Origin of the sequence: Pseudomonas sp. p99-361 (assembly GCF_003935475.1) — a bacterium.
In the GTDB taxonomy this organism is placed as follows: domain Bacteria; phylum Pseudomonadota; class Gammaproteobacteria; order Pseudomonadales; family Pseudomonadaceae; genus Aquipseudomonas; species Aquipseudomonas juntendi.
Genome location: NZ_RHQO01000018.1, coordinates 1 through 25,087 on the forward strand (window position 1 = coordinate 1; position 25,087 = coordinate 25,087).

General features: G+C 56.9%; 23 protein-coding genes. 11 read left to right on the top strand and 12 right to left on the bottom strand.

Annotated elements, in window-relative coordinates; all coding sequences use genetic code 11:
* The 5 genes from EGJ22_RS10675 to EGJ22_RS10695 all read left to right on the top strand — a co-directional run.
* On the top strand, positions 1 to 740 hold a 740-nt coding region (locus tag EGJ22_RS10675), incomplete at its 5' end, for a Mu transposase C-terminal domain-containing protein (protein WP_256671852.1).
* On the top strand, positions 737 to 1,696 hold the full coding sequence (locus EGJ22_RS10680; RefSeq protein ID WP_010951429.1) for a TniB family NTP-binding protein: 960 nt from the start codon (positions 737 to 739) through the stop codon (positions 1,694 to 1,696). The genes EGJ22_RS10675 and EGJ22_RS10680, both read left to right, overlap by 4 nt.
* A gap of 75 nt (positions 1,697 to 1,771) precedes the next feature.
* The gene (locus EGJ22_RS10685; protein ID WP_010951430.1) at positions 1,772 to 3,688 is read left to right on the top strand and encodes a TniQ family protein; all 1,917 of its coding nucleotides are present in this window, start codon (positions 1,772 to 1,774) and stop codon (positions 3,686 to 3,688) included.
* Positions 3,689 to 3,744: 56 nt separating this feature from the next.
* Complete coding sequence (locus EGJ22_RS10690; protein ID WP_010951431.1) at positions 3,745 to 4,104, top strand: histone-like nucleoid-structuring protein, MvaT/MvaU family; 360 nt, start codon at positions 3,745 to 3,747, stop codon at positions 4,102 to 4,104.
* A gap of 371 nt (positions 4,105 to 4,475) precedes the next feature.
* Positions 4,476 to 4,808 (top strand): DUF2790 domain-containing protein, encoded by a 333-nt coding sequence (locus tag EGJ22_RS10695; protein ID WP_011953079.1) that lies wholly within the window; start codon positions 4,476 to 4,478, stop codon positions 4,806 to 4,808.
* A 97-nt stretch (positions 4,809 to 4,905) separates the two neighbouring features.
* Here EGJ22_RS10695 and EGJ22_RS10700 read toward each other — a convergent pair whose 3' ends face one another.
* The 6 genes from EGJ22_RS10700 to EGJ22_RS10725 form a co-directional block, all read right to left on the bottom strand.
* Positions 4,906 to 5,361, bottom strand: coding sequence for a DUF411 domain-containing protein (locus EGJ22_RS10700; RefSeq protein ID WP_011953080.1), 456 nt, complete (start codon positions 5,359 to 5,361; stop codon positions 4,906 to 4,908).
* Positions 5,351 to 6,130 (bottom strand): cytochrome c, encoded by a 780-nt coding sequence (locus tag EGJ22_RS10705; protein WP_011953081.1) that lies wholly within the window; start codon positions 6,128 to 6,130, stop codon positions 5,351 to 5,353. Before EGJ22_RS10705 ends, EGJ22_RS10700 begins: the two co-directional genes overlap by 11 nt.
* A 9-nt stretch (positions 6,131 to 6,139) precedes the next feature.
* The gene (locus EGJ22_RS10710; protein ID WP_125920226.1) at positions 6,140 to 7,255 is read right to left on the bottom strand and encodes a copper resistance protein B; all 1,116 of its coding nucleotides are present in this window, start codon (positions 7,253 to 7,255) and stop codon (positions 6,140 to 6,142) included.
* Positions 7,245 to 7,568 (bottom strand): hypothetical protein, encoded by a 324-nt coding sequence (locus EGJ22_RS10715; protein WP_012269845.1) that lies wholly within the window; start codon positions 7,566 to 7,568, stop codon positions 7,245 to 7,247. The genes EGJ22_RS10710 and EGJ22_RS10715 overlap by 11 nt, the downstream gene beginning before the upstream one ends.
* Positions 7,569 to 7,582: 14 nt before the next feature.
* Positions 7,583 to 9,445, bottom strand: coding sequence for a copper resistance system multicopper oxidase (locus tag EGJ22_RS10720; RefSeq protein WP_031314465.1), 1,863 nt, complete (start codon positions 9,443 to 9,445; stop codon positions 7,583 to 7,585).
* 182 nt (positions 9,446 to 9,627) lie between these two features.
* Positions 9,628 to 9,834 (bottom strand): co-regulatory protein PtrA N-terminal domain-containing protein, encoded by a 207-nt coding sequence (locus tag EGJ22_RS10725; RefSeq protein ID WP_011953085.1) that lies wholly within the window; start codon positions 9,832 to 9,834, stop codon positions 9,628 to 9,630.
* Between the two features lie 166 nt (positions 9,835 to 10,000).
* Here EGJ22_RS10725 and EGJ22_RS10730 point away from each other — a divergent pair, with 166 nt between their 5' ends.
* The 6 genes from EGJ22_RS10730 to EGJ22_RS10760 all read left to right on the top strand — a co-directional run bounded on the left by EGJ22_RS10730 (position 10,001) and on the right by EGJ22_RS10760 (position 18,770).
* Positions 10,001 to 10,678, top strand: a complete 678-nt coding sequence (locus tag EGJ22_RS10730; RefSeq protein WP_011953086.1) for a heavy metal response regulator transcription factor — start codon at positions 10,001 to 10,003, stop codon at positions 10,676 to 10,678.
* Complete coding sequence (locus EGJ22_RS10735; protein ID WP_011953087.1) at positions 10,678 to 12,084, top strand: heavy metal sensor histidine kinase; 1,407 nt, start codon at positions 10,678 to 10,680, stop codon at positions 12,082 to 12,084. The genes EGJ22_RS10730 and EGJ22_RS10735 overlap by 1 nt, the downstream gene beginning before the upstream one ends.
* A 470-nt stretch (positions 12,085 to 12,554) precedes the next feature.
* On the top strand, positions 12,555 to 13,808 hold the full coding sequence (locus EGJ22_RS10745) for a TolC family protein (protein WP_011953089.1): 1,254 nt from the start codon (positions 12,555 to 12,557) through the stop codon (positions 13,806 to 13,808).
* Positions 13,805 to 15,271: an efflux RND transporter periplasmic adaptor subunit gene (locus tag EGJ22_RS10750; RefSeq protein WP_011953090.1), complete on the top strand. Its 1,467-nt coding sequence runs from the start codon at positions 13,805 to 13,807 to the stop codon at positions 15,269 to 15,271. Before EGJ22_RS10745 ends, EGJ22_RS10750 begins: the two co-directional genes overlap by 4 nt.
* A complete protein-coding gene (locus EGJ22_RS10755; protein WP_125920227.1) occupies positions 15,268 to 18,426 on the top strand; it encodes an efflux RND transporter permease subunit in 3,159 nt (1,052 codons plus the stop codon). Before EGJ22_RS10750 ends, EGJ22_RS10755 begins: the two co-directional genes overlap by 4 nt.
* On the top strand, positions 18,423 to 18,770 hold the full coding sequence (locus EGJ22_RS10760; protein WP_011953092.1) for a copper-binding protein: 348 nt from the start codon (positions 18,423 to 18,425) through the stop codon (positions 18,768 to 18,770). The genes EGJ22_RS10755 and EGJ22_RS10760 overlap by 4 nt, the downstream gene beginning before the upstream one ends.
* Before the next feature lie 414 nt (positions 18,771 to 19,184).
* Here the strand turns inward: EGJ22_RS10760 and EGJ22_RS10770 are convergent, their stop codons facing one another.
* From EGJ22_RS10770 to EGJ22_RS10795, 6 genes are all read right to left on the bottom strand, one after another.
* Entirely contained in the window at positions 19,185 to 19,844 is a 660-nt protein-coding gene (locus EGJ22_RS10770) for an isoprenylcysteine carboxylmethyltransferase family protein (protein ID WP_011953093.1), read from the bottom strand.
* Positions 19,841 to 20,116: a DUF2933 domain-containing protein gene (locus tag EGJ22_RS10775; RefSeq protein WP_011953094.1), complete on the bottom strand. Its 276-nt coding sequence runs from the start codon at positions 20,114 to 20,116 to the stop codon at positions 19,841 to 19,843. Before EGJ22_RS10775 ends, EGJ22_RS10770 begins: the two co-directional genes overlap by 4 nt.
* Before the next feature lie 25 nt (positions 20,117 to 20,141).
* Positions 20,142 to 20,597, bottom strand: coding sequence for a hypothetical protein (locus EGJ22_RS10780; protein WP_011953095.1), 456 nt, complete (start codon positions 20,595 to 20,597; stop codon positions 20,142 to 20,144).
* 138 nt (positions 20,598 to 20,735) lie between these two features.
* Positions 20,736 to 21,758: a cytochrome D1 domain-containing protein gene (locus EGJ22_RS10785; protein WP_011953096.1), complete on the bottom strand. Its 1,023-nt coding sequence runs from the start codon at positions 21,756 to 21,758 to the stop codon at positions 20,736 to 20,738.
* Positions 21,759 to 22,023: 265 nt separating this feature from the next.
* Positions 22,024 to 22,224: a heavy-metal-associated domain-containing protein gene (locus EGJ22_RS10790; protein ID WP_004575963.1), complete on the bottom strand. Its 201-nt coding sequence runs from the start codon at positions 22,222 to 22,224 to the stop codon at positions 22,024 to 22,026.
* 337 nt (positions 22,225 to 22,561) lie between these two features.
* Positions 22,562 to 25,078: a heavy metal translocating P-type ATPase gene (locus EGJ22_RS10795; protein ID WP_012269848.1), complete on the bottom strand. Its 2,517-nt coding sequence runs from the start codon at positions 25,076 to 25,078 to the stop codon at positions 22,562 to 22,564.
* Positions 25,079 to 25,087: the final 9 nt, after the last annotated feature.

Consider the following 25,087-nt stretch of genomic DNA (forward strand, 5'->3'; position numbering starts at 1 on the left):
CGCTGACGACTCATGGCACCTCCTATTTGGGCCTCATTATGAGGCTTGGAGGTGTCTACGAAACCAGGGGCGATTCATGGATCGTCGATGGTTACCACCAGACTCCTCATCGGGGGCTGGACAACAGAACACCGGCTCAAGTCTGGGGGACTAGCGAGGCGAACCATGTCATCAGCCTTCCCGTCGACCTGGACTCGTTGGAGTGCATTCTGGCCAAGCGGGCCTCGGTGAAGGTTCACCATTACGGCATCGAGGTTGCCAAAGTGGGCTACCACTCTACGGAACTTGCTGAGCTCCGTATGCGTTTGGCAGACGGAGAAAAGGTAAACGTCCGCTATCGAGACGAAGCCGGGCACGTTTGGGTTCACGACCGCTTCAGAAACTTGTTCTTCAAAGTGCCCGCCAAAGATGAGCGAATGGCCGGTAAGAGCAGGGAGGTGTGGAAGGCTGCCGAGAAAGCGCTGCGAGAAAAATATAATGAGCAGCCTAGCTTCGAGGCTACGCACAGGTGCTACCAGGAAATTATGGAAGATGCAGACGAGGCCCGCCGTTCGCAGACGCTCAGAAAACGACGCGCAGCTGCCATAGCGAAAATCGACAAGGAGGGTCGAGTGACCGAAAGCACGCCTCCACCCAAGGTACTCGCTGAAGTGGAATGGACCGGTGACTCTATTCCTAACATTCCGCCAGCAGCCTTCAAGGTCTCGGTTCGTCGCCCTGCTGGGAGTTCTAAGCCATGAACGCCATCAATCTGTACGAATGCTACGAGCATGGTGAATACAGCTTTACGCTCCGCGATCGTTTTATTCACAGCCCTCAAGTCGAGCGAGCGTTGACGCGACTAGGCGATATCCACGGCGATAGTCGGCGTACCAGAGCAAGTAAAGGGTTGCTGATCCAAGGTCCAAGCGGAGTGGGCAAGAGCACATTGGTCAAGGAGTACATTCGGTCATTGGAGGAATTGGAGAGCCATGACCCACAGAAGCGGACAGTTCTGTTCGTCGAGATGCCTTCGTCTCCAACCAAAAAGAACCTGGCAGCAGCCATTTTGGCAGAGCTGAAGGATCCCTTCGCAGAGGCACGAGGACATTCGGCAGAGGTTAAATTTGCGCGAGTAGTCCTGCTGCTGAAGAACCTTGGCGTGGAGATGTTGGTCCTCGATGAGGCGCAGCACCTGGTCGATTATCGTCGTAATGGTGCGTATGAGGCAGCAGACTGGATCAAGAGTCTGATGAATGAAACCAGTATCGCGTTTGTTCTGATTGGGCTGAAGCGCACCGAAAATCTCCTGCTAGCAAACGAGCAACTGCGACGCAGGTTTTCGGCCACGGTGGCATACGATCGCTTCACCTTCTCCGCTAATACGTCTCTTCATTTCGTGATGTTGTTGCAGGCAATCGAGGGCGAACTGCCTGTTCAAACCATCAGTTTTGTAGAGCCAGCGATGATTAAACGCTTCTACCTGGCTTCCTATGGATTGATCGACTACCTCATCAAGATTGTGGACAGGGCTGTTTGGCTGGTTCAAGTCCAGGACCTTGTCGGGATTGAACTTCCTGTGCTGGCCCAGGCTTTTGAAGACGAGGTTTGGAGCTACGCCACCGAGGATCGAAACCCCTTCAGTGCGAGCTTCAATTTCCAGCCTCTGTTCGGGAAGCGGGAGCCGTTTGAGACGTTCGAAGAGAGCAGTACCTGACGGCCAAGGGCCGGGCTTATCGGCCCGGCTCTACTCCCCTGATTTTTATGTCTTCGATTTCATGGATGTGTAGGAATGTTTGGTCTTTTAATCAACCCACGACCACACCAAGACGAAAGTCTTTTGGGGTACCTGCAGCGCCTGGCGAAAGCCAACGGATTACCCAGAAAGGAACTGCTCACCGCCTTTGCACGAGCCGACGAGACCGATGTTGCGGACTGGCTGCAGATGATGGAAGGACCACTGAGCTGGCCTGCGGTATCTGCTGAGTTTCGTGATCCAAGGCCCAAGGGGGTCAAGTTATGGACGACTCATCACGCTCGTTACTGTCCGATCTGTTTGGGCGAAGCCGGTTATTGGAGAGAAAGCTGGGGCTTGACCCTGGTTACGACGTGTTCTGTCCACGGCACTGAACTCCACGGGCGGTGCCCCAACTGTCTGAAGGAAACCGATCCAAGCGCAATGAGTGCGAATAGTTGCCAAGCGTGTGGCACCTCATTGAGTGGGACCAATTTTGAGATCGCGCCGGCGAGTGATACGGCCGCCTGGCTCACCTCTGGCTTTGAAGATAGGTTTTACGCCGACTCGTTGCCAGCTGACGCGGGATTGGCGGCCCTCACCTACGAACAGTTTCACGAGTTGTCATCGCGTCTCGCTGTCAGAAGTTTGCCTACGGAAAGAACCCAGCCGCTGAAGGTTGCTGATTCGGGTTCGCTAGAGATATCGCGGCTTATGGCAAACGCGGCGGGCGTGGTTCTCATGAACTGGCCTCTCGCATTCAGAGAACTGCTGAGTGGCCTCAAGGCAGTCCATTCCGATAACGAACATTGGACGCTCAGCAGATCGTTCGGCCCGATATACCACGACATCCACCGTGATCTGGATGACTCTTGTTTTGACTTTCTTCGTCGAGAGTTCGAATCATTTCTGCAGCATGCGTGGGAAGCACCGTTAGCGAAGCGAAATCGCAATTTGAGTGAGGAGACGATTGAGAGACATCGTTGGGTGTCGTTCGATTCTGCTGCTGAAGCTTGTGGTCTCGGGGTATCAGTCATAAAACGCCTTCATCAGGAGGGACAAATCGCCTATCGGGAGAAGGTCCATGAAGATCGAGTCTTTACGGTCGTGGACCTGGATCATTTGAAGGCAATCTCGCAGCATCTCCAGGGCGTGGCTGATATGAAAGAAACCTCGACTTTGCTAAGCCTCTGTCGCAATCGGGTTAGGCAGCTGCTAGCTGGTGGTACCCTCCAGTTCTTTGGTGGAGAACCGCGCCCAGGCGAAAGGTGGCTGATTGACTGCCGCTCGATCAACGAATTGATTGATGAGAAGCTGCCTACCAGCTCTGACCAGAGCCTGGTGTCGATCAACTACTTGGCCAAGCATTCTCTGCCCAAGGGGGGTGGGTTGGTCGAGTTGGTTCAGGCAATACGTGCAGGTGAACTTCGCGCTTACGGCCCAGCTGAGAATGGCTCGGTTGCGGTAGGGGCGTGGTTACTCAAGCCGCAAGATTTTGCAGCGTGGCAACAAGCCCGAGCTGAGAACAAGAGTCCGGTCTTTCCCGGCCTGTCGGTAGTCAAGGCTGCTGCGCTGTTAGGCGTCAAAGAACAATGCGCATACGCGTTCGTTCGACTGGGTCTGCTATGGAGCACTGCTGTCGAACGAGGCCGGCGTACGCAATTGATGGTTAAGCCTCAAGCCATCGACAGATTCAGGCGTGGCTATATCTTGGGACCGGAGATTGCGGTGTATTTGGGGAAGTCGACCAGGGAGGCGTTCAAGCACCTTTGGGAGGCCAGGTTTCGCCCCGTTGCGGGGCCATCCATTCCAAACGCGGCTTGCCGGCAGTACGTTTGGGTAAGAAGCAAAAAGCTGATCGATTACCTCGCAAGTGAAGCCGCCCAGATCGACGATCCTGAAGCCATCACGTTTTTATCCACACCGATCGCTCAGCCTCGTGATTGCCGATTCAGGCATGTGGGATCAAGATAGTTAGCACGCTTTCTTTCTTGATTGCTAAAATCATCGAACCCATTTTGGAGAATCTTATGTCCCGTCTCGCTGAATTCCGCCTGCTCGAACAACAGCTCGCAGCCCAACTGGCGGAGCTGGAAGCGCTGAAAAATGACTCTGCCCTGAAGCAGGAAATGGAATTTGAAACGAAGCTGCGCAGTTTGCTCAACGAGTATGGCTACGGCCTGCGCCAAGTGGTGCTGATCCTCGATCCGCAAGCGGTGGCTTCCACTGATATGGCCCCAAAAACCTCTCGGAAACCACGCGAAGTGAAGGTCTACAAGAATCCACACAGCGGAGAGGTTGTTGAGACCAAGGGTGGTAATCAGCGTACGCTTAAGGCCTGGAAAAACGAGTATGGCGCTGAGGTAGTCGAGTCTTGGCTCGCCAATTGATTGCACTGCAGGCGGCTTCTGGCACGAGATGAATCGTGGTGCGCCCCGAATGCAAATTCCCATTCTGGGGCGTGACGAAATTTTCTGCGGGTGGTGGATTTAGAGAATTAAAACTGTCGCTAGAGGGTCCCGTCTTTCGCGGCCTGCAGCCATTTGGAGAGGAAACGCAAAACTGTCGCAATCACCCAAAACGCCGGTTCAGACTGATTCGCTAGAGAATTAAAACTGTCGCAGCCTGAAACGACGCGGCTTTCACGTGTATTCAGAGCCATCATTATCGATAGCCTGCTTACAAACATGTAATTCCTGGATCACGTGGATGACAGCTCCCAGTCGGTAAGCTTCACTCATGTCTTCATGGAGTAACAGAAATGAACACCGCTAAAAGCATTGCCGCCCTCATGCTCGTAATCGCCTCCTCATCCGCTTTAGCTGAAGGAGGATCTGATCGCTTACACGGAAAGATGATTCAGGCAAATGAGCAAGCAATGCGTGCCTACGCCGCTGCCAATGGAAAAAAACCACCTGAAGTGATCCATTATCGCTACGGAATGAAACTGGATGTGGCGAGAGTTATCAGTATGACTTCGCTCAAAGGTAGCTGCGACGTGATGCCGACACAGATGAATTACGAGGACTCAACAGGTGAGTTGAAAATCCTCGAATATCGCTCTGCTGGAATTAACTGTAGAGGTCAAAACTGACCGAAGGGACAGGGTAAGTCTTGGAGTAAGCTGACCACGACCAGCGCTGCAGCTGGTCGGCTGGCCGGCAGAAGCCCTTCCCCCGGGGCATCTTGCATTACGTGTCAGGATAACTGGCAACTACTTGATCGTCCCCACTCTTGGTGAGGCCGATGACTTGATAGGCGTGTTTCATGCCATCAACCTCCATACCTGGTGAGCCAGCGGGCATGCCAGGTACCGCGACGCCTGCCAGGTCGTTGCGCTTTATGAGCTCCTGCACCTGGGCTGCGGGGACGTGACCTTCCACAAACTTGCCATCGATAACCGCGGTGTGACACGAAGCCAGCCTCGGAGCTACTCCTAGCTCTTGCTTCACCGCCCTCATGTCCGTTTCAACGTGGTCGACGACCTTGAAGCCGTTTGCCTCCAAGTGCGCTATCCATTTCTTACAGCAACCGCAATTAGCGTCCCGGTGCACATCGATAGTCAGGGGCTCCGCAGCAAAGGCGGCTGAGGCGATTAGAAGTGACGCTGCGGTACTTAAACCGAGGAAGCGGCGCTTACTTGTCATGAGTGTGCTCCTTCCCGTCTTTGTGCACATGGGTTTTGGGAGTAGAACCTGTGTGGTGGTCCGAGTGCGCCTCGCCGGACTCGTGTTCACCGTGGTGCTCCGCTACTGATGAAGACTCCGAATGCGAACTGCCATGATCATGACTTTCCTCAGCCACGCCGTTTGCTGCGGAATCATCATGATTTCCATGACCTGATTTCGCACCACCGTGTTGGCCTTCATGGTTATGCATATCGCTTTCGCCACCGCCATGTTGGTGACCACCACTGGAAGCGACCATCATCTGGTACTGCTCAGCATTGAGTTGCGGTAGCTGGTCCAGGAACGCGACGATTCCCCAGATGTACTGGTCGTCCATGCTCTTACCCCAGGCTGGCATGCCTGTCGCTTTGATACCGTGCTTGATGGTCCAAAACGCAGCAGCAGGGTCACCGCTTACACCTATCTCGGTGAGGTTTGGTGGGGATGGGTATAGGGCTTGGCTGAGTTCAGTTTTCTCCACCCCTGGCGCGAGGTGGCAACCGATACACATGGCGTTGTAGTTGCCTGCCCCTGCTTGGATGAGAGCAGGATCTTTAAGGTTTGGCACCTCAATGTCGCTTGCTCGGACTTCAATCGAGCGATCCCGCGCCATGGCCAAAAACGCATGCACAGCGGGGAAGTGTGGGTCGTCCGCACCAACGTTCACGAGACCGAAGTAAGCAGCACCTAGCACTGCTGCGCTAGTAACAGCACCTGCCGCCACCAGCGTTGTAATTGTTTTTTTCATGTTGAGTTCTCAAAACCACATCCGAATACCGGCCACAAAACGAGCTTCGTCCACGTCCCCGCCTTCATCCCGAATGAAATCGGCGGTTTTGCCGTAGGAACGGCTCCAGGTGACACCTATGTATGGCGCGAACTGGCGAACAATCTCGTACCGTAACCGCAGCCCGACTTCGGTGTTTGCCAGGCCAGAGCCGACGCCGCGTTCCGGGTCGTTCTTGCCATAAAAGTTGGCCTCAGCGGTTGGCTGAAGAATTAAACGATTGGTTAGCAAGATGTCGTACTCGCCCTCCAGACGGGCAGCGGTTTGACCGTTCTCGCCGATAAAGGCGGTGGCTTCAGCTTCGAAGTCATACAGGGCCAGGCCCTGAATACCGAACGCAGCCCAGGTCTGCGGATCCTCCGGTTTGAAATCCTGCCGGACGCCGGCGACAACATCCCACCACGGGCTTACCGAGCGGCCATAGAGGAGCTGCAGCTCAGCATCTTCAGTCACACCATTGATTCGTTCACCTTCCGAGCGAATCCAGAGCCTATTGATATCGCCGCCCACCCAGCCGGATGCATCCCAAGCAAGCGTGCTACCTTCATCGGCATCTTGGTATTCCAGTTGGTCTAGCAAGAAAAAGCTGTTGAACCCGCTGTCATCCATTTTGTGCCCGTCAAGCGGGGGGAAGGCAGCCTGCCGGTCGGCATCAGTCAGCACCGGGATTGGCGTACGGCTGGTCGGGGTCGGCGAATCAGCGTTCCCGTTTCCCATCGTGGAATGACCCATCGCGCCATGATCCATGCCTTCCATGGACCCGTGATCCATGCCTTTCATGCTTCCATGGTCCATCTTGCTGTGGTCCATCGAGGCGGGTTTCGCTTTGGGCTGGCCATGGCCCATTTTGCTGTGATCAACGGGTGCAGGTTGCGTGGGTTGCTTGCTCGCGCCCATCTGGCTGTGGTCCATGCCCGGCATCGCAGCCTGTGATGAGGCGTGGTCCATCTGCATGGCACCGTGGCCCATTGCCGAGTGGTCCATTCCGGAATGATCCATTTCAGCGGCGAAGCTGGGCGAAACGCCCAGCACACCTAAAGAAACGGCGAATGCCAGCAGCGATGGTCGTGCAACGCTATTGGCCATTTTTCCCTGCCTTAGCTTTGTCGCTGCCATGCGATTCCATCATTTTGCTGTGATCCATTCCTTCCATGGAACCATGATCCATGCCCTCCATAGAGCCATGATCCATGCCTTTCATGGAGCCGTGATCCATGCCTTCATGGTTCATGCCCTGGGCTTGCTTGCTCTTCGAGCCGTTCGATTGCGCCGCGTTGGACGACTTTTGAGAGTGCTGATCATGGTTGTCACTGGACCAGGAAGACGGGGCGTACACCGCGAGCAGGCCAACCATCGCGGCAGAGAGGAAAAAGGCGCTTCGTTTCATTGGTTTGCTCATCTCGTATCTCCAGTTCATTCGTCCACGCGGACTTCTCGGAACATGCCCATCTCCATGTGGTACATGAGGTGACAGTGATAGGCCCAGCGCCCGAGTGCATCTGCGGTTACGCGATAGCTTCGTTTCGAGCCAGGCGGCATATCGATCGTGTGTTTTCGCACCATGAAATTGCCGTCCTCATCCTCCAGGTCACTCCACATGCCGTGCAGATGGATGGGGTGAGTCATCATGGTGTCGTTGACCAAGGTAATACGCAGGCGCTCGCCGTACTTGAGCCGCAGCGGCTCTGCGTCAGAAAACTTGATCCCATCGAAGGACCAAGCGAACTTTTCCATATGCCCGGTAAGGTGCAGTTCGATTGTCCGGCCAGGTTCCCGGCCGTCAGGGTCGATGAAGGTGCTACGCAAATCCGAATACGTGAGAACCCGACGCCCGTTATCGCGAAGCCCGATCCCCGGATCGCTCAGCTTTGGCGTAGGGGTCATGGTCTGCATATCGACCAGAGGGTTGTTTGTTTCGGAGGCGGGATGGTTCTGCATGGCACCGCTGGCGGCCATATTGCTTTGGTCCATACCGGTCATGTTGCCGTGGTCCATGCCAGCCATCTTGCTATGGTCCATACCGGCCATGCTGCCGTGGTCCATGCCAGCCATCTTGCTATGGTCCATACCGGCCATGCTGCCGTGGTCCATGCCAGCCATCTTGCTGTGGTCCATACCGGCCATGCTGCCGTGATCCATGCCACCCATGCTGCCGTGGTCCATCCCCATATCACTCATGGAGATGAGAGGCCTTGGATCTACAGCCGGCACCGGTGCCTGCAGGCCCTCACGGACAGCCAAGGTACCCCTTGAATAGCCGGTGCGATCCATGGATTGAGCAAAGATGGTGTAAGCCTGCTCGTTTTCAGGCTCGACAATGACATCGTAGGTTTCAGCAACGGCAATCCGGAATTCATCGATCGACACTGGCTTAACGTACTGACCGTCGGCTGCGACAACCGTCATTTTCAAGCCGGGGATCCGCACGTCGAAATAGGTCATCGCCGAGCCATTGATAAAGCGAAGCCGGATTTTCTCCCCTGGCTTGAAGATTCCCGTCCAGTTCCCATTTGGCGCCTGGCCGTTCATGAGGTAGGTGTAGGTGTGCCCGCTCACGTCAGCGAGATCGGTTGGGCTCATCTTCATCTCGGCCCACATCTTTCGATCGGCCACAGCAGCAGACCAACCTTTCTCGCTCACGTCGTCGACGAAGTCGCCAACGGTGCGCTTGTGGAAGTTGTAATAGTCCGACTGTTTTTTGAGCTTGGACATAACCCGCGCCGGGTCTTCGTCGGTCCAATCACTCAGCATGACGACATAGTCACGATCGTAGGTGAAAGGCTCTGGATCCTTGGCATCAATCACCAGCGCACCGTAAACACCGACCTGCTCCTGGAAGCCCGAATGGCTGTGGTACCAGTAGGTGCCGTTCTGGTGGACCTTGAACTTGTACTCGTACATGCCGTCGGGAGCGATGCCATGGAAGCTTAGACCCGGCACGCCGTCCATATTCGCCGGCAGGATGATGCCGTGCCAGTGGATGGACGTGTCCTGCTTCAAGCGGTTGCGAACCCGTAGCGTGACCGTGTCGCCTTCGCGCCAACGGAGTATTGGTCCTGGCAGCGAACCGTTGATGGCCATCGCCGTTCGAGCTGCCCCGGTAATGTTCACCGGGAGCTCCCCGATGTACAGGTCAAAATCGGTGCCGGTCAGTACGTTAGGCTGGCCAGGGCTGGTTACGGCCCAGACCGGCGCGCGCCACATGCCCAGCCCACCCAGTAGTCCGGTAGCAGCCAGGCCTTTGACGAATGAACGTCTCGTGGTTTTGCTTTGCATGCCGTTGCGTCCAATCAGGTAGATCGCTGATATCCAGACTGCGGGATCCGCAGCCATCTGGTTTCAATTGAGCTCCCCCAAGCCTCGTAGACTTTCGCCAAAGCACAAGGATTGCGGGAGGCAATACCCCGAAAGCTGACATAGTTCAGATTCCGGGGTGATTACATTTCTGTAAGCTAAGCTCAGCAGCTCTCGTGGCCGGGGTGCTTTTGGCTTTGGGCGGTAACAGGAGCCTCTGCTTTTTTCTCCTGAGCAACCTGGTAAGCCTGCATGGAAGATGCACGTGCAGCTTCCATCCTGGCGAAGGTGCGATCCGCGCCGCCTTCAGCCAGGGCGAGGCTCGCCATGCCGAAGGTGACTACCATCACAATCGCTTTGATCATGTTCATTTGCGTTTCCTCTAAGGGTCAGTTTCGCCTGATTGGCGCCGTTCACAGTGCTCAAGCTAGCTACCCGGCACTGTCAGCAAGCTGAGCCCGACATTACTTTTCCGTCAGCTTCTGGTTGGGTGCCTTTTTTGCTGCACACTGAAGGGCATCCAAGGGGGCGCAGCAGATGAAATTACTCGTAGCCGAAGATGAGCCAAAAATCGGGGCCTACCTGCAGCAAGGGCTGACGGAGGCAGGCTTTACCGTCGATCGTGTGGTCACAGGGACCGACGCGCTGCAATACGCTTTGAGCGAGGCGTATGACCTGCTGATTCTTGATGTAATGATGCCGGGGCTAGACGGCTGGGAGGTGCTGCGGATGGTACGTGCGGCAGGGAAAGAGGTCCCAGTCTTGTTTTTGACGGCCCGTGATGGCGTGGACGATCGCGTGAAAGGGTTAGAACTCGGGGCTGACGATTACCTGGTCAAACCCTTTGCATTCTCGGAACTGCTAGCGCGTGTGCGCACTTTGCTGCGAAGAGGCAGCAGTGGCTATGCTCAGACCACTATGAAGATGGCTGACCTGGAGGTAGACCTGCTTAAGCGCCGGGCCACCCGAAATGGCAAGCGGATCGACCTCACAGCCAAGGAGTTCTCCTTACTGGAACTACTCATGCGCCGACGCGGCGAGGTACTGCCGAAGTCCCTGATCGCATCGCAGGTGTGGGATATGAACTTCGACAGCGACACTAACGTGATCGAGGTTGCTGTTCGTAGGTTGCGGGCCAAGATTGATGACGATTTCGCCCCCAAGCTCATACATACAGTTCGTGGCATGGGCTATCTGATGGATGTTCCCGAGTAATGCGCGCCCAATCGTCGCTCGTTAAACGCCTTACCCTCATGTTCATGTTCGCGGTCATCGCCGTATTGGTCGTTGCCGGCGTGAGCTTCTACATGCTCAGTCAGCACCATTTCCAGATGCTGGATGAGCAAGCCCTGGCCGAGAAACTCGAATCCACCCGGCACATCCTTTCACTTTCAGCAGCACGTGATGAACTTGAGGATCAGGAGCCTCAACTGCGTGCTTTGTTGGGGGCTCATCAGGACCTTTCTGCGGAGATTCTTGATGCTGACGGTACTGTCCTGTTCTCGGACTCCAAGGCATCCCGCATCCCTGAGCGCTTTAAGCAGGCCTCTTCTGGCGCCGTTTGGGACTGGCAAATCGACTCGCGGAACTTCCGGGGGATTACCTCTCAACTGGCTATAGCGCAGGCGCAGGCGCCGGTAACAGTCATGTTGATGCTGGATGTCACCAGCCATGCCCACTTTTTCAAGACGCTGCAATGGTGGTTCGGCATTGGCTTGGTCATCAGCGCTCTGGTTAGTGCAGGATTGGGGTGGATCGTGGCCAAGAGCGGTCTTCGGCCGGTTGGGCAGATCACCAAGGTGGCGACATCCATGTCTGCCCGGTCCCTTCGCGAGCGAATTCCATTGGAGCCCGTGCCGCTTGAATTGCAGGAGCTGATCCTCTCCTTCAACGGAATGCTTGCACGCCTGGAAGACGCGTTCGTCCGGCTATCAAACTTCTCAGCCGACATCGCACATGAGCTGCGGACTCCGGTAAGTAATCTTCTGACGCATACCGAAGTCGTTCTGACCAAAAAACGCGACCTCGATGCCTACGAAGACAACCTCTACTCCAATCTTGAAGACCTCAAGCGCATGTCGCGCATGATCGATGACATGCTGTTCCTGGCAAAAGCTGATAACGGCTTGATCATCCCCGAGCAGGTTGATATCGATCTGGTCGGGCTAGTGTCCAGACTGATTGAGTACTACCAGCTTGCAGCCGAAGACCGAAGCATTCGGCTTGCCCTTCAAGGCGAAGGTACGATCCGTGGTGACCGGCTAATGATTGACCGGGCGGTTTCCAACATTCTATCCAACGCTTTGCGCTATACCCCCGAAGGCCACGATATCGCCGTCCGGATTGTCGAGGCGGCTGATCAAGTGAACCTGTCCGTCCAGAACAATGGGGCCACGATTGATCCGGAACATATCAACAAAATCTTCGACCGGTTCTATCGCGCTGACCCTGCAAGGCGGGAAGGAAGCCCAAGCAACGCCGGCTTGGGTCTGGCCATAACGCGTTCGATCATCGAGGCTCATGGTGGGCGAATTTGGTGTACCTCCGCTGACGGCGTGACGAGTTTTCACATCGCTCTGCCGCACGCCAAACAATCCACTTCCAAGCCTCAAACGGCTTAATGCTCATTTCATGCGTGTAACCTATACTCGGCCATCATGAACCGGCTCCTACGACTGTTCACCATCCTGCTTCTAATCGCATCGCTTCCTCTCAACGGCATGGCGGGAGTCGACTCAGCCATTGAACCATGCCCCATGCAAACCATGGGGATGGAGATGATGGCGGGGATGGATCACGATTGTTGCCAGGATACTGATCCAGGATCAGCTGCCGACCACTCCAAAGCCTGCAAAGTGGGCCAGGAGTGTAGAACCGCGAGCACAGTTCAGGTCGAAATAATTAACCCCACGCTCACCTATTCTGCGCCTAGGCCAGTAGATACCTATGCGGTGAGCCTCGTAAACAGGGCGCCTCCTGACCCTTGGCGGCCACCCCGCGCCTGATTACCTCTTAAATTCACCCCATCGTCCTGTTTTGCAGCCGGATGATGGCATGCGCTTGCGCGCTGATTTTTTGAGGAATCATTTCCATGACTCCCCCACGTTACCGATTAGGGATGGCATGTCTGGCCGCTCTGATCAGCCTGTTGTCGACGTTACCGGCTCAGGCTACACCGTTGTCTCTGGAGGAAGCGCTTCAACTTGCCGAACGCAATGCCCCCATCCTCCAGGCCAGGCAAGAGCAAATGACGGCCGCTCGACACGCTGTGATCCCAGCAGGCGAGCTGCCTGATCCACGTCTCAACCTAGGAGTGCAGAACCTTCCTGTTGACGGCAGTGATCGTTGGAGCATGAACCGCGATTTCATGACGATGCAGGTTGTCGGCCTCTCCCAGGAAGTACCAAACCGGGACAAGCGGGAGGCACGAGTTGAGACGGCACGAGCGAGCGTTGAGCGAGCCGATGCAGAGGCGGTGTTCGAGCGCTTAAAAGTGCGTGCTGCCACAGCCCAAGCTTGGGTCGCGGCGTACACCGTTCAACGGAAACTGCAGCAGTTTGAGGACTTCTACAAAGAAAACCGTCTGTTGGCCGCAGCAATCCGCGCACGCCTGGCCGGCGGTACCGGCGCGACGGCCGACGCACTTGCTCCTGACCAGGAAGCTGCGCAACTCGATGAGCAAAAAGATGTTCTGCTCACACAGGCCGCTCAGGCACGGGCTGCACTCAAGCGATGGATTGGAGAGGATGCTGATCCGCAAGCTCAAGCATTTCCGCGCTGGCCAGTGAGCGCGCCGGACTATCTACACGCTATACATGCACATCCAGAATTGGCGACCTACAACGCCCTTACGCGGGAAGCACAAGCTCAAGTGCACCAAGCCTTGGCAGAAAAGAAGTCGGACTGGGGGTGGCAGGTGGATTACCAGCGGCGCGGGCCTGAATTCAGCAATATGGTGAGCCTGCAGGTAAGTTTCCAACTGCCCTTGTTCGCTGGCTCACGGCAGGACCCGATGATCGCGGCACGTCGCGCACAAGTCCGGCAACTGGAGGACGAACAGGAAGCGGCATTGCGTGAGCATAAAGCGCAGCTGGAGACAGATCTTGCGGATTACCAGCGATTGCAGCGAGCAGTGCAGCGCAGCCGTGAAACATTGTTACCGCTAGCGGAGGATCGAGTCCGCCTCGCCCTTGCTGACTATCGAGCCGGTAAATCACCCTTAAGTGAGGTTCTCACCGCTCGACGTCAGCGGGTTGAAACACGACTGCAAGACATCGATCTGCAAGGACAGTTGGCCGCGACAGCTGCACGGCTGCACTTCGCGTATGGAGAGGTGCGCGCATGAGAAATTCAACTATCAGCCTTGTGGTATTGGCCGCGTTGGCTATCGGCGGTGGCGTTGGCTATCAGCTAGCAAAGCGTGGGCAGGTGTCCACTGCCTCCCCTGAAACGCTACAGAAGGTGCTGTATTGGTATGACCCGATGTACCCCCAGCAGCACTTTCCAGCACCGGGCAAGTCGCCCTTCATGGACATGCCACTGGTGCCGAAGTACCAGGAAAGCACCGCTGCTGAGGTGAGCCCCGCAGTTCAAGTTTCACAGGGGCTCCAACAAAACCTGGGGGTCCGTCTGGCTACCGTAGCGAAAGGGCAGCTTGCTCGAACCCTCCAGGTGAGCGGCGTGCTTACCTTCGATGAGCGGGATTTTAGCGTTCTGCAGGCTCGTACCGGTGGCTACGTCGAACGCACCTATGGCCGCGCTACAGGCGACGTGGTTGCCAAGGGCGCCCCATTGGCAGATGTGTTGACGCCTGAATGGGCGGGCTTGCAGGAAGAGTACCTGGCGCTTCAGCGATCTGGGGACAATGAATTGCGCGCTGCAGCTCGGCAACGACTACTGCTGGCGGGTATGCCTGCCGATCTTATCAACCGGATTGACCGTACGGGAAGGGTCCAGAATTCGGTAACGCTCTTGGCCCCAACAGCAGGCGTCCTTCAGGCTCTGGAATTGCGGCCAGGCATGACAATGACACCGGGTGCAACGTTGGCGAAGATCAATGGTATCGCGAACGTCTGGCTTGAGGCCGCAGTACCTGAAGCGCAAGCCCAAGGCCTACAGGAAGGACAGGCAGTGCAGGCGAATCTGGCAGCGTTCCCAGGCGAACCTGTTCCCGGCAAGCTGACCGCATTGCTGGCTGATGCGGATCTGCAAAGCCGCACCTTGCGGCTTCGTATAGAACTGCCCAACCCCGGCGGCCGGTTGCGCCCAGGCATGACCGCGCAGGTTTCCCTCCATCCGTCCGGGCAACAGGATGACAGCCTACTGGTGCCAGCCGAGGCGATCATTCGGACGGGGAAACGCGATCTCGTAATGGTGTCAGAAGACGGAGGTCGATTCCGGCCGGTGGAAGTAGTGCTCGGCCAGGAAAGTGCTGGCCAGGTGGTCGTGCTGCGAGGCCTTCAGGCGGGCCAGCGCGTTGTGGCGTCCGGGCAGTTTCTGCTGGACTCCGAAGCGAGCTTGAAAGGTATCGAGGCCGTTACTGCTGGCGATGCTCCACTTGCGCAACCTGTACAGCCGGCTCTACATCAGGCCAATGGGCGCATCGTTCAAATAGAAGGTAATCAGCTGACCATCGCTCATGGACCGTTCGTGACGCTGGGCATGCCTGGTATGACGATGACTTTCCCTGTGGCAGATCCCCGCTTGATTGCCGGACTCAAGGTTGGCGAACGCATCCGGTTTGGAGTGCGCGAGCGCGATGAAGGCATGGTCATCGAGCAAATAACCCAGCAGGAGAACCAGCCATGATCGCGAACCTGATTCGTTGGTCGGTTGGCAACCGCGTCCTGGTCCTGCTGGCAACACTGTTTGCCGTAGCTTGGGGCGTTTTCTCTCTGCGCAGTTTGCCGATCGACGCGTTGCCTGACCTGTCAGATGTGCAGGTGATTATCCGCACCTCCTACCCAGGGCAGGCACCGCAGATCGTGGAAAATCAGGTGACATATCCCCTGACCACCACAATGCTTTCCGTACCCGGAGCCAAGACAGTGCGGGGCTTTTCAGCATTTGGAGACAGCTTCGTATATGTGTTGTTTGAGGACGGCACAGATCTCTATTGGGCGCGGTCCAGGGTGCTCGAATACCTAAGCCAGGTTCAGTCTCGATTACCGGCGTCCGCTAAGCCAGTGCTCGGACCCGATGCCACTGGTGTAGGCTGGATCTACCAGTATGCGCTGGTGGACCGCAGTGGTACCCATGACCTGGCACAGCTGCGCAGCCTTCAGGACTGGTTCCTGCGCTTCGAGTTGAAAACTCTTCCGGACGTTGCCGAAGTGGCGACGATAGGCGGGATGGTCAAGCAGTACCAGGTAGTGCTCGATCCGCTGCGCATGGCCAGCTTGGGAATCACTCAAGTTGAGGTTTCGGACGCCATCGCCAAGGCCAATCAGGAAACCGGTGGCGGCGTGCTCGAACAAGGCGAAGCTGAGTTCATGGTAAGGGCTTCCGGCTATCTGAAGTCACTCGATGATTTCCGAGCCATTCCCCTGCGCCTGGCTGCGAAGGGTATACCCGTAACACTGGGCGATGTAGCCACTGTACAGCTGGGCCCTGAGGCACGTCGCGGCATCGGCGAGCTTGATGGACAGGGCGAAGCGGTGGGCGGCGTAGTAATTCTGCGCAGTGGCAAGAATGCGAAAGATGCCATCGCTCACGTCAAATCCAAGCTTGAATCGCTGGAAAAAAGCCTGCCTGCCGGGGTCGAGCTGGTCACTACCTACGACCGTAGCCAGTTGATCGATCGTGCTGTGGAAAATCTGAGCCAGAAGCTGATTGAAGAGTTCATCGTGGTCGCACTGGTGTGCGCTGCATTTCTTTGGCATCTGCGCTCATCGTTGGTCGCCATCGTCTCGCTTCCGGTTGGTGTCCTCATTGCCCTGATCGTCATGCGCCACCAGGGCATCAACGCCAACATCATGTCGCTTGGGGGCATAGCCATTGCAATCGGTGCGATGGTGGACGCCGCTGTGGTGATGATTGAGAACGCGCACAAACGGGTTGAGGCTTGGCATACGTGGCACCCTGGAAAGTCGTTGCGTGGCGAAGATCATTGGAAAGTGATGACTGAGGCAGCAGTCGAGGTCGGGCCTGCGCTGTTCTTCAGCCTCATGATCATTACGCTGTCCTTCATACCGGTATTCACCTTGCAGGCTCAGGAGGGAAGGCTGTTTGCGCCCCTCGCATTCACCAAGACTTATGCAATGGCAGCAGCAGCGGGCCTTTCGGTTACCCTGGTACCCGTGCTGATGGGGTACTGGATTCGGGGTCGTTTACCGGCAGAAGAGCGCAACCCACTCAATCGAACCCTGATACGGCTCTATCGCCCAGCATTGGAGATCGTTCTACGCCGGCCAAAGCTCACGTTGGCGGGTGCACTGTTGATTTTGCTCAGCAGTGTCTGGCCCCTGAGCCAGCTCGGCGGCGAATTCTTGCCGCCACTGGATGAAGGCGATTTGCTGTACATGCCGACTGCCCTGCCAGGTCTTTCGGCGCAGAAAGCCTCTGAGCTTTTGCAACGTACGGACCGGCTGATCCGAACGGTACCGGAGGTCGCCAGTGTCTTCGGTAAAGCGGGCCGGGCTGAATCAGCGACCGACCCGGCCCCGCTGGAGATGTTCGAGACGACTGTCCGACTTAAACCGAAGGATCAGTGGCGAGCAGGGATGACCACTGAGAAGCTGATCGAAGAGCTGGACCGTACCGTGCAGGTACCTGGGCTAACCAATATCTGGATCCCACCGATTCGAAACCGTATCGACATGCTCGCAACCGGTATCAAAAGCCCGATCGGCGTAAAGGTTGCCGGCAGCAATTTGAATGAGATCGACCGGGTGACTCTGGCTATCGAGAAGGTGGCCAAAACGGTTCCAGGGGTGACTTCCGCCCTCGCCGAGCGATTAACCGGTGGACGCTACATCGATCTGGATATCGACCGCCAATTCGCAGCGCGTTACGGCCTGAACATTGCTGATGTCCAAGCGATTGTTGCCGGCGCCGTTGGGGACGAAAACATCGGCGAAACCGTAGAAGGCCTGGCGCGATATCCCATCAGTGTTCGGTACCCACGGGAGTGGCGTGACTCTGTTGATGCCCTGCGGCAGCTACCGATTTACACCAGCCAAGGGGGGCGAATCACACTGGGAACCGTGGCACGGGTGCGTATTGCGGACGGTCCACCCATGCTCAAGAGTGAAAACGCGCGCCCCTCGGGCTGGGTGTATATCGACGTGCGGAGACGGGACCTGTCCTCCGTCGTTGCCGACCTGCGCCGGCTAGTCGATCAGCAGGTGAAGCTCGATCCTGGCATAAGCTTGAGCTATTCCGGGCAGTTCGAATACCTGGAGCGCGCCAATGCGCGCTTAGCATGGGTAGTACCGGCGACGCTGGCCATTATTTTCGTCCTTCTCTACCTCACGTTTGGCCGCCTCGGTGAAGCGCTGCTGATCATGGCTACCTTGCCATTTGCGCTAACCGGCGGCGTATGGCTGCTGTACATGATGGGCTACAACCTGTCGGTGGCCACGGGTGTCGGTTTTATCGCCTTGGCTGGGGTCGCAGCAGAGTTTGGAGTCATCATGCTGATCTACCTCAACAATGCCTGGACTGAACGAAACGGCAACGGTACGCAGGGGCAACCTGCGCTTCTGGATGCTATCCGCGAAGGGGCCGTGCAGCGCATCCGCCCCAAAGCCATGACCGTAGCAGTGATCGTCGCAGGCTTGATGCCAATCCTCTGGAGTAGCGGTACCGGCAGCGAAGTCATGAGCCGGATCGCTGTACCCATGGTCGGCGGCATGCTCACCGCGCCTTTGCTCTCACTATTTGTAATCCCTGCGGCTTACTGGCTCGTCAGGCGCCGCGGACTCGCTGTACACGATAACCCCCAAACAGGAGTAACCCGATGAAGAAGCTACTGATCAGCGCTGGCCTGGTGTTCGCCGTTGCGGCGGCGGTGCAGGCCCAAGACATGTATGGCACGGATATGAAGAATATGCCCATGGAAGGCAACGAGACCCAAGGCAGCCAGGCGGCTCCGACTGCATCGGCTGAGGGAACCATCAAAGCTTTGGAACCAGGTAAAGTTACCTTGGCGCATGGACCAGTATCAGCCCTGAAATGGCCGGCAATGACCATGGGCTTCAGCGCTACCGAGCAGCAACTCAAGGGACTCAAGGTAGGCGACAAGGTCAGCTTCGATTTCCGAATGAATGGGGGCACAGCGACGATCGTAGGCATTCGCAAGCAGTGACGGATTGACTTCTAACCCTGCCTATTAGAGCTGATAGGCAGGGTCATTTAGCCAAACTTTGGAAAAAGTGCTGCCGCAATTCCTGACCGCGCCGCCTTCAGCTCTGTGCCTCGGGACGCTAGTTGGTCTTTGCGCTCTGTAGCCGGGATGCATTCAGATCAGAGTAGTAGCTGACGTTTGAGCAGAGATCTTCGTGCATCACGATCTATATGGGTCGAAAGCGGACAGGGCATCGCAAAGTCATCCAACTGCCTGAGTTATCCGAACGCCAACAAGGATTCCACCGAGCTTGTCGACAAGAAAACCCGCGACAACTCAGAGTGTTATCCGAGCAAACAGACTTTGGATACCCTATTCCCGCTAGAAACACTGCCGCTGAAACCCTCCTGGCATGTAGCTCCTTCGTCCTACGCTTCAGCCTCTATGACCCCCACCCAACCTTTCGCGCAGGTGCGGAACGAACCTAGGCGTAACGCGGGTATAAGCTTCGTAGGCAGCGCCAAACTGCTTGTGCATTTCCCGCTCTTCGGAAACCGCCAAACGCCCGTACATCACCAGCAACACCGGGAACATTGCCAGCGTCAGCAGCGTCGGCCACTGAAGGAGAAAGCCCAGAAGAATCAGCACAAATGCCACGTACTGCGGATGTCTGATCCAGCCATAGGGCCCGACCGTTGCAAGTGAACGGCGGCGTTGCGCGTGATATAGCACGTTCCAGGCGGCAGAAAGCAAATAGAAGCCGAAACCCAGGAATAGGTAACTGGCAATGTGCAAAACACTGAAGTGTGGGTTGCCCTGGTCACCGAGCAACGTCGACCACAGATGGCCGGATTCGTGGGAAAGCAGATCGAGGTTGGGGAACCTGGCCTGCAACCAGCCTGACAACAGATAGATCGTCAGGGGGAAGCCATACATTTCCACAAACAGGGCAACGATGAAGGCCGAGAATGCACCGAAGCTCCTCCAGTCTCTCGCCGTTGCCGGCTTGAAGAAACTGAAGGCAAACATGATGAAGATCGCGGAGTTGATGAAAACCAGCGACCAGAGGCCATACGCGCTTTCACCATGATTCATGATGGATCTCCCGGCTTATGGATATCAGCCTTATCGGAGGGGGCCGGTTTGCTCTGGCCCTGGTGATGGTGTCCCCCATGTCCTCGATGCATGAAGACATGCATCAGCGGACAGGCGAGCAACAACAGATAAGGCAGGGCTCCAACGACATGGGCAAGGTGCTCGGTGAGCAGGAAGTAGACGGCGATCCCACCGATTACCACCAGGCCGATTGCATAGCGTGAACGCCAGAAACTGTGTGGTGAGCCGTTTTCATCGAAGTGAGGGTTCATAGCGACTCCTGGGAAAGGAGATGGGTTACTTCGATGCAGCAGATGGCATGCGGTCCATCATCATCTGCATCATCGACTCCATCATGTCCATGCGCTTTTCCATCATCTGGTGGCGGGCGGCCATATCCCCGCCCATGCCGCCATGCATGCCCCCCATTTCAGGCATGCCACCCTCCATGGACTTCATCATGGCCATGCCATTTTTCATCAGCGCCATATGCTCGGCCATCAACGCCTGACGGGCTTCCGGCGTTTTGGCTGCAGCCATCTTTTCGTGCATGGCTTGCATGGCCTTCATTTGCTGGTCCATCGCCGCCATTTGCCCTTTGTCCATTGGCTGAGAAGGCGTCTTCTCGGTAGCCGCCGCGCTTGGCGCATCGGCCGGGTGATGTGTCGAGTGTTCATCGGTGTTTTGCGCCATGGCGCCCACGGACGCTGCGGCCAAACAAAGTCCGATCAGTAAATTTCGAACGTTGTTCATCATCATCTCCTTAGCACTGTTTTAAAGCCGGATGCCTTGGTCTGGGCGCTAGGCCTCACCTGGCACGACAAGCAAATTACTGCGCCGGCGTGAATGCTCATTTTTCGCGTCGTGCTCGGGTTGTACACCGACGGGCTATTATTGGGCACTCGGCGGCTCGAAGCTGATCCCGTTTGGCCCGGCGCCAACCTTATGGGTAGCAACGACCTTTCGGCTGCTCGTATCGATGACAGATACGGTGCCCGCTTCAATATTGCTGACAAACACATAAGCGCCGTCGCTGCTGATGGCCACACCATGGGCACCCTTGCCGGTGGTCACGGTGCCCAGGCTGCTACGCGTCTGGAGATCTACGATGGAGACTCGGTCGTCCGGATTCTGGCCACTGCCCTGATTCGCGACATAGACCTGGCGACCGTCAACGGTGGCCATCATCTGGATTGGCGTGCGGCCGACATCAACCTTGCTGATCACCTTGCGTCTGGCCGTGTCGATGATGCCAAGCTGATTTGTCGCACTGAGCGAGACGAATGCCAGGCGACCGTCAGGGGCAAAGCCGACCTGGACAGGGCCTTTGCCCACGGGAATCTGCGCGGTTTCTTTGAGTGTGACGACATCGATAAGCGATACGCTGTCGCTCTTCATGTTCGCGATATAGAGTGTCCGGCCATCAGGGCTCAAGCGCAGCCCATGGGGATAACGCCCAGTTGGAATACCGGGCAACTCGATTCGCTGCTCAAGGTCAAATACTCGCACCTGGTTGGCAGCGGAATCGGTCACAAAAGCTCGCAGCCCGGTGACGTCGGTGACCACATGAGCCGGGTGATCGCCTGCCGGGAAGCTGAACGGTGGCCTGTCCAGCGCGCTGGTACTGAACACCAGCAACTGCCCACCGGGCTTTTCACCGCTCGAATGCCCCGCATGTCCAGCCACTCCAACAACCAGAAGCAAGCTGCCGTCGGGCGAAACCTGTAGGTTGTGGGGTGCGATCGGCAAGGCGACCGTGCTCACATCACCTGTCGCAAGATTTACCTGGCTAATGGAAGCGGACCGTTCATTGGCCGTGTAGACGTTACCCGTAGGGTTTGCCATGACCAGCCCCAGAGGGATGAGCAGGGATATCCCCAAGGCCATAGAACTAAACCGCTTGGCAGTCATCATTGTGAATGAGCTCCAACGAGGGGCCGGGGTATGTGAGCCAGGCTGGCCTATACATTTACTCAAGATAAACACCAATCGCGAAGCATTTTCTTGATCAGCGTCAACGTCCACAGCTTGACTCGGCACTGGGTGATCGAAGGCCGTCCATTTCTTGGGGAGTATTGCTGGCTATCCCGACCCGGAGTCAGTCGACATCAGGCTGTATATGAAGAAACCGCGCCATGAAACATGGCACGGCGGCTTGCCATCTGAGCGGTAACGAGACTTAGCGACTGACTTTGGTTGGGTAACCAAGCGCCTGGACCAGTGCACCGACGCGTTCCGCCTCGATGTTGCTTTGGACACTCACTGTACCGGCAGCACGATCAACGATCACCTTCGCGTCGCCATCGGCAGCCTGGATGGCCTTGGTGATCTTGTTGACACAACTGCCACATCCCATACCGGAAACTTCCAAAACGAACATAGCGGGCCTCTCATGCTGGTACGGCTTTTCTCGCCGCATTTACAGCTTCAACCTTGACACGATGACAAGGTCAAGGCCCGGTCAAAGGATTTATCTTCGCCCTGAAATCTTGTCCAACTCCTCTGGCGGCGGCCCCTGCTGCATCACAATTGTCCCTTACGATCTTGGCAGAAGATGGCGGACGTCGCAGTTGCCCGATGTCCTCCATCAGGACCAGATTGGCGCCGAACTCGCGGACATACCCGCTAAGGCCAAAGCCCTAGACAGTCAGTCATATGGATCAGGCGTTGAAACGCTGATGGCGGAACTTCCTCTCATAGGTTGCGGTGTGCCCATTTCAGTCTGTGACTACGCGCTTCAGCCGCAGTGCGTTGAATACCACGGAAGCCGAACTTACGCTCATGGCCAATGCCGCAATCATCGGTGACAATAGATGGCCGGTAAGCGGGTAGAACAAACCTGCCGCCAGCGGTATGCCCATAGCGTTGTAGAAGAATGCGAAGCCCAAGTTTTGACGCATGTTCTTCACCGTGGCCACGGATAGTGTTCTGGCCCGCAGGATGCCCATCAGGTCGCCCTTGACCAGCGTCAACTGGGAGCTGTTCATGGCAACATCGGTGCCAGTTCCCATGGCGATCCCGACATCAGCCCGGGCCAGCGCAGGGGCATCGTTGATCCCATCTCCTGCCATGGCAACCCGGCGCTTATCGCCCTGCAGGAGCGCCACCAGTTGCTCCTTGTCCTCGGGTTTCACTTCTCCGTGGACTTCCTCGATGCCGAGTTGTTTCGCGACCGCACGTGCCGTAGTCAGGCCGTCGCCGGTGGCCATGATGACCTTCACATCTTCTGCCTGTAGCCGGGTTACCGCCTCCTTGGAGGTGGGTTTGACCGGATCGGACACCGCTAGCAGGCCAGCGAGCACGCCATCGACGGCCAAGTACATGATACTCATGCCTTCCAGACGCAGCTGCTCGGCGCGGTCTCGCAACGGACTGGTGTCGAGGCCAGCCTCTTCCATCAAGGTCGTGTTGCCAAGCTGCAGCCGTTTGCCGTTCACCTGGCCACGTACACCGATCCCAGAGCCCGACTCAAACGCCTCTGGCTTGGACAAGCTGTGTCCATGCGCTCGCGCATGATCGACAATCGCATGTGCCAGCGGATGCTCGCTGCCTTGGTCCAGGCTGGCGGCAAGGCGCAAGACTTCGGGTGGCATGAACTGCCCGGTACCGACCACGCTATGAAACACTGGCCGGCCCTCGGTGAGGGTCCCGGTCTTGTCGACGATCAGCGTGTCGATCTTGCAGAGGTTCTCGATAGCACTGGCGTCTCGGAAGAGCACGCCACTGCTGGCAGCCTTCCCGGTAGCGACCATGATCGACATGGGAGTGGCTAGGCCGAGCGCGCAGGGGCAGGCAATGATCAGGACCGCGACCGCATTGATCAGGCCGAAGACCCAGCCAGGCTCCGGTCCGAAAAGCCCCCAGCCGAAGAGCGTGACCAGCGCGACCAGAATCACCCCCATGACGAAATAGCCGGCCACGGTGTCCGCCATCCGCTGCATCGGGGCTTTCGAGCGCTGAGCCCGCGCGACCATCTGCACGATTTGCGAGAGCACTGTCTCGGCGCCGACCTTCTGCGCCGCCATCACAAGGCTGCCGTGGGTATTCAGCGTGGCACCGATGAGTGCATCCCCAGCTTTCTTCATCACTGGCACGGGCTCGCCTGTCAGCATGGATTCATCGATAGCACTTTCGCCTTCCAGGACCACCCCGTCGACCGGCACCTTCTCGCCAGGGCGAACGCGCAGGTGGTCGCCCGTATGCACGTGGGTGAGCGGAATATCTTCCTCCTGACCATCGGCCCCGATGCGACGGGCCGTCTTGGGGGCAAGACCCAGGAGCGACTTGATGGCGGCGGAGGTTTGTGAGCGCGCCTTGAGCTCGAGCATTTGGCCGAGCAACGTTAATGAGATGATGACTGCAGCCGCTTCGAAGTAGACACCGATGCGGCCATCCTGCATGAAAGTCGTCGGGAAAACCTGCGGGAACACTGTGGCCGCAACGCTGTATAGGTACGCCGCAGCCGTTCCCAAACCTATCAGGGTCCACATATTCGGGCTGCGATTACGAATCGATGCGACCCCACGCACGAAAAACGGCCAGCCAGCCCATAGTGTCACGGGAGTGGCCAGAATCAACTCCACCCAATTCTGTGTGGCACCATGCAGCAATTGGAGTTGGTGGGCAGTCATGGCCAACACGGTCACGATGACCGTCAGGGGCAAGGTCCACCAGAAGCGGCGGGAGAAGTCCTTGAGTTCCGGGTTCTCGTCTTCCTCAAGCTCCGGTATTACCGGCTCTAGGGCCATGCCACAGATTGGGCAACTGCCCGGCCCACGCTGGCGGATTTGGGGATGCATCGGGCAAGTGTATTCGGCGTCCGCCGCGTTGCTTGGCTGCGGGGCAGCCGAGTGGAGATGGCCCGCGTGTTCTTGGTCCTGGGGAGGGCTAAGATAATGCACAGGCGCTGCGCGGAATTTCGTCAGGCACTTTTCACTGCAGAAGCGGTATGTCCTTCCCTCGTATAGCTCGAAGTAGCGACTATCCGGTGGCACCGTCATACCGCATACCAAATCGCGCTGACTACCATCCGGTTGCTCATACGGGTGCGAGTGGTCATGGTCATGGTCATGCTGGCACGATTCGGTGTGCATGAAGTAGTTCCCTTTGTTGTCCGGTTTGGACGAGTTTTCACCCTTCTGGTGAGAATACCCGCCATGGTTGTGCCCGAAGAGTTGCGTCAGCGGACAGAGCAACAAAATTAAATAACTGTAGTGCCTGTGACAGGTGGCCATAGTGCACGA

What these genes read in the sequence shown, in the direction of transcription:
- EGJ22_RS10680 (WP_010951429.1), top strand. Translation starts at nt 737, where the DNA reads ATGAACGCCATCAATCTGTACGAATGCTACGAGCATGGTGAATACAGC.
- EGJ22_RS10685 (WP_010951430.1), top strand. Translation starts at nt 1,772, where the DNA reads ATGTTTGGTCTTTTAATCAACCCACGACCACACCAAGACGAAAGTCTT.
- EGJ22_RS10690 (WP_010951431.1), top strand. Translation starts at nt 3,745, where the DNA reads ATGTCCCGTCTCGCTGAATTCCGCCTGCTCGAACAACAGCTCGCAGCC.
- EGJ22_RS10695 (WP_011953079.1), top strand. Translation starts at nt 4,476, where the DNA reads ATGAACACCGCTAAAAGCATTGCCGCCCTCATGCTCGTAATCGCCTCC.
- EGJ22_RS10700 (WP_011953080.1), bottom strand. Translation starts at nt 5,361, where the DNA reads ATGACAAGTAAGCGCCGCTTCCTCGGTTTAAGTACCGCAGCGTCACTT.
- EGJ22_RS10705 (WP_011953081.1), bottom strand. Translation starts at nt 6,130, where the DNA reads ATGAAAAAAACAATTACAACGCTGGTGGCGGCAGGTGCTGTTACTAGC.
- EGJ22_RS10710 (WP_125920226.1), bottom strand. Translation starts at nt 7,255, where the DNA reads ATGGCCAATAGCGTTGCACGACCATCGCTGCTGGCATTCGCCGTTTCT.
- EGJ22_RS10715 (WP_012269845.1), bottom strand. Translation starts at nt 7,568, where the DNA reads ATGAGCAAACCAATGAAACGAAGCGCCTTTTTCCTCTCTGCCGCGATG.
- EGJ22_RS10720 (WP_031314465.1), bottom strand. Translation starts at nt 9,445, where the DNA reads ATGCAAAGCAAAACCACGAGACGTTCATTCGTCAAAGGCCTGGCTGCT.
- EGJ22_RS10725 (WP_011953085.1), bottom strand. Translation starts at nt 9,834, where the DNA reads ATGAACATGATCAAAGCGATTGTGATGGTAGTCACCTTCGGCATGGCG.
- EGJ22_RS10730 (WP_011953086.1), top strand. Translation starts at nt 10,001, where the DNA reads ATGAAATTACTCGTAGCCGAAGATGAGCCAAAAATCGGGGCCTACCTG.
- EGJ22_RS10735 (WP_011953087.1), top strand. Translation starts at nt 10,678, where the DNA reads ATGCGCGCCCAATCGTCGCTCGTTAAACGCCTTACCCTCATGTTCATG.
- EGJ22_RS10745 (WP_011953089.1), top strand. Translation starts at nt 12,555, where the DNA reads ATGACTCCCCCACGTTACCGATTAGGGATGGCATGTCTGGCCGCTCTG.
- EGJ22_RS10750 (WP_011953090.1), top strand. Translation starts at nt 13,805, where the DNA reads ATGAGAAATTCAACTATCAGCCTTGTGGTATTGGCCGCGTTGGCTATC.
- EGJ22_RS10755 (WP_125920227.1), top strand. Translation starts at nt 15,268, where the DNA reads ATGATCGCGAACCTGATTCGTTGGTCGGTTGGCAACCGCGTCCTGGTC.
- EGJ22_RS10760 (WP_011953092.1), top strand. Translation starts at nt 18,423, where the DNA reads ATGAAGAAGCTACTGATCAGCGCTGGCCTGGTGTTCGCCGTTGCGGCG.
- EGJ22_RS10770 (WP_011953093.1), bottom strand. Translation starts at nt 19,844, where the DNA reads ATGAATCATGGTGAAAGCGCGTATGGCCTCTGGTCGCTGGTTTTCATC.
- EGJ22_RS10775 (WP_011953094.1), bottom strand. Translation starts at nt 20,116, where the DNA reads ATGAACCCTCACTTCGATGAAAACGGCTCACCACACAGTTTCTGGCGT.
- EGJ22_RS10780 (WP_011953095.1), bottom strand. Translation starts at nt 20,597, where the DNA reads ATGAACAACGTTCGAAATTTACTGATCGGACTTTGTTTGGCCGCAGCG.
- EGJ22_RS10785 (WP_011953096.1), bottom strand. Translation starts at nt 21,758, where the DNA reads ATGATGACTGCCAAGCGGTTTAGTTCTATGGCCTTGGGGATATCCCTG.
- EGJ22_RS10790 (WP_004575963.1), bottom strand. Translation starts at nt 22,224, where the DNA reads ATGTTCGTTTTGGAAGTTTCCGGTATGGGATGTGGCAGTTGTGTCAAC.
- EGJ22_RS10795 (WP_012269848.1), bottom strand. Translation starts at nt 25,078, where the DNA reads ATGGCCACCTGTCACAGGCACTACAGTTATTTAATTTTGTTGCTCTGT.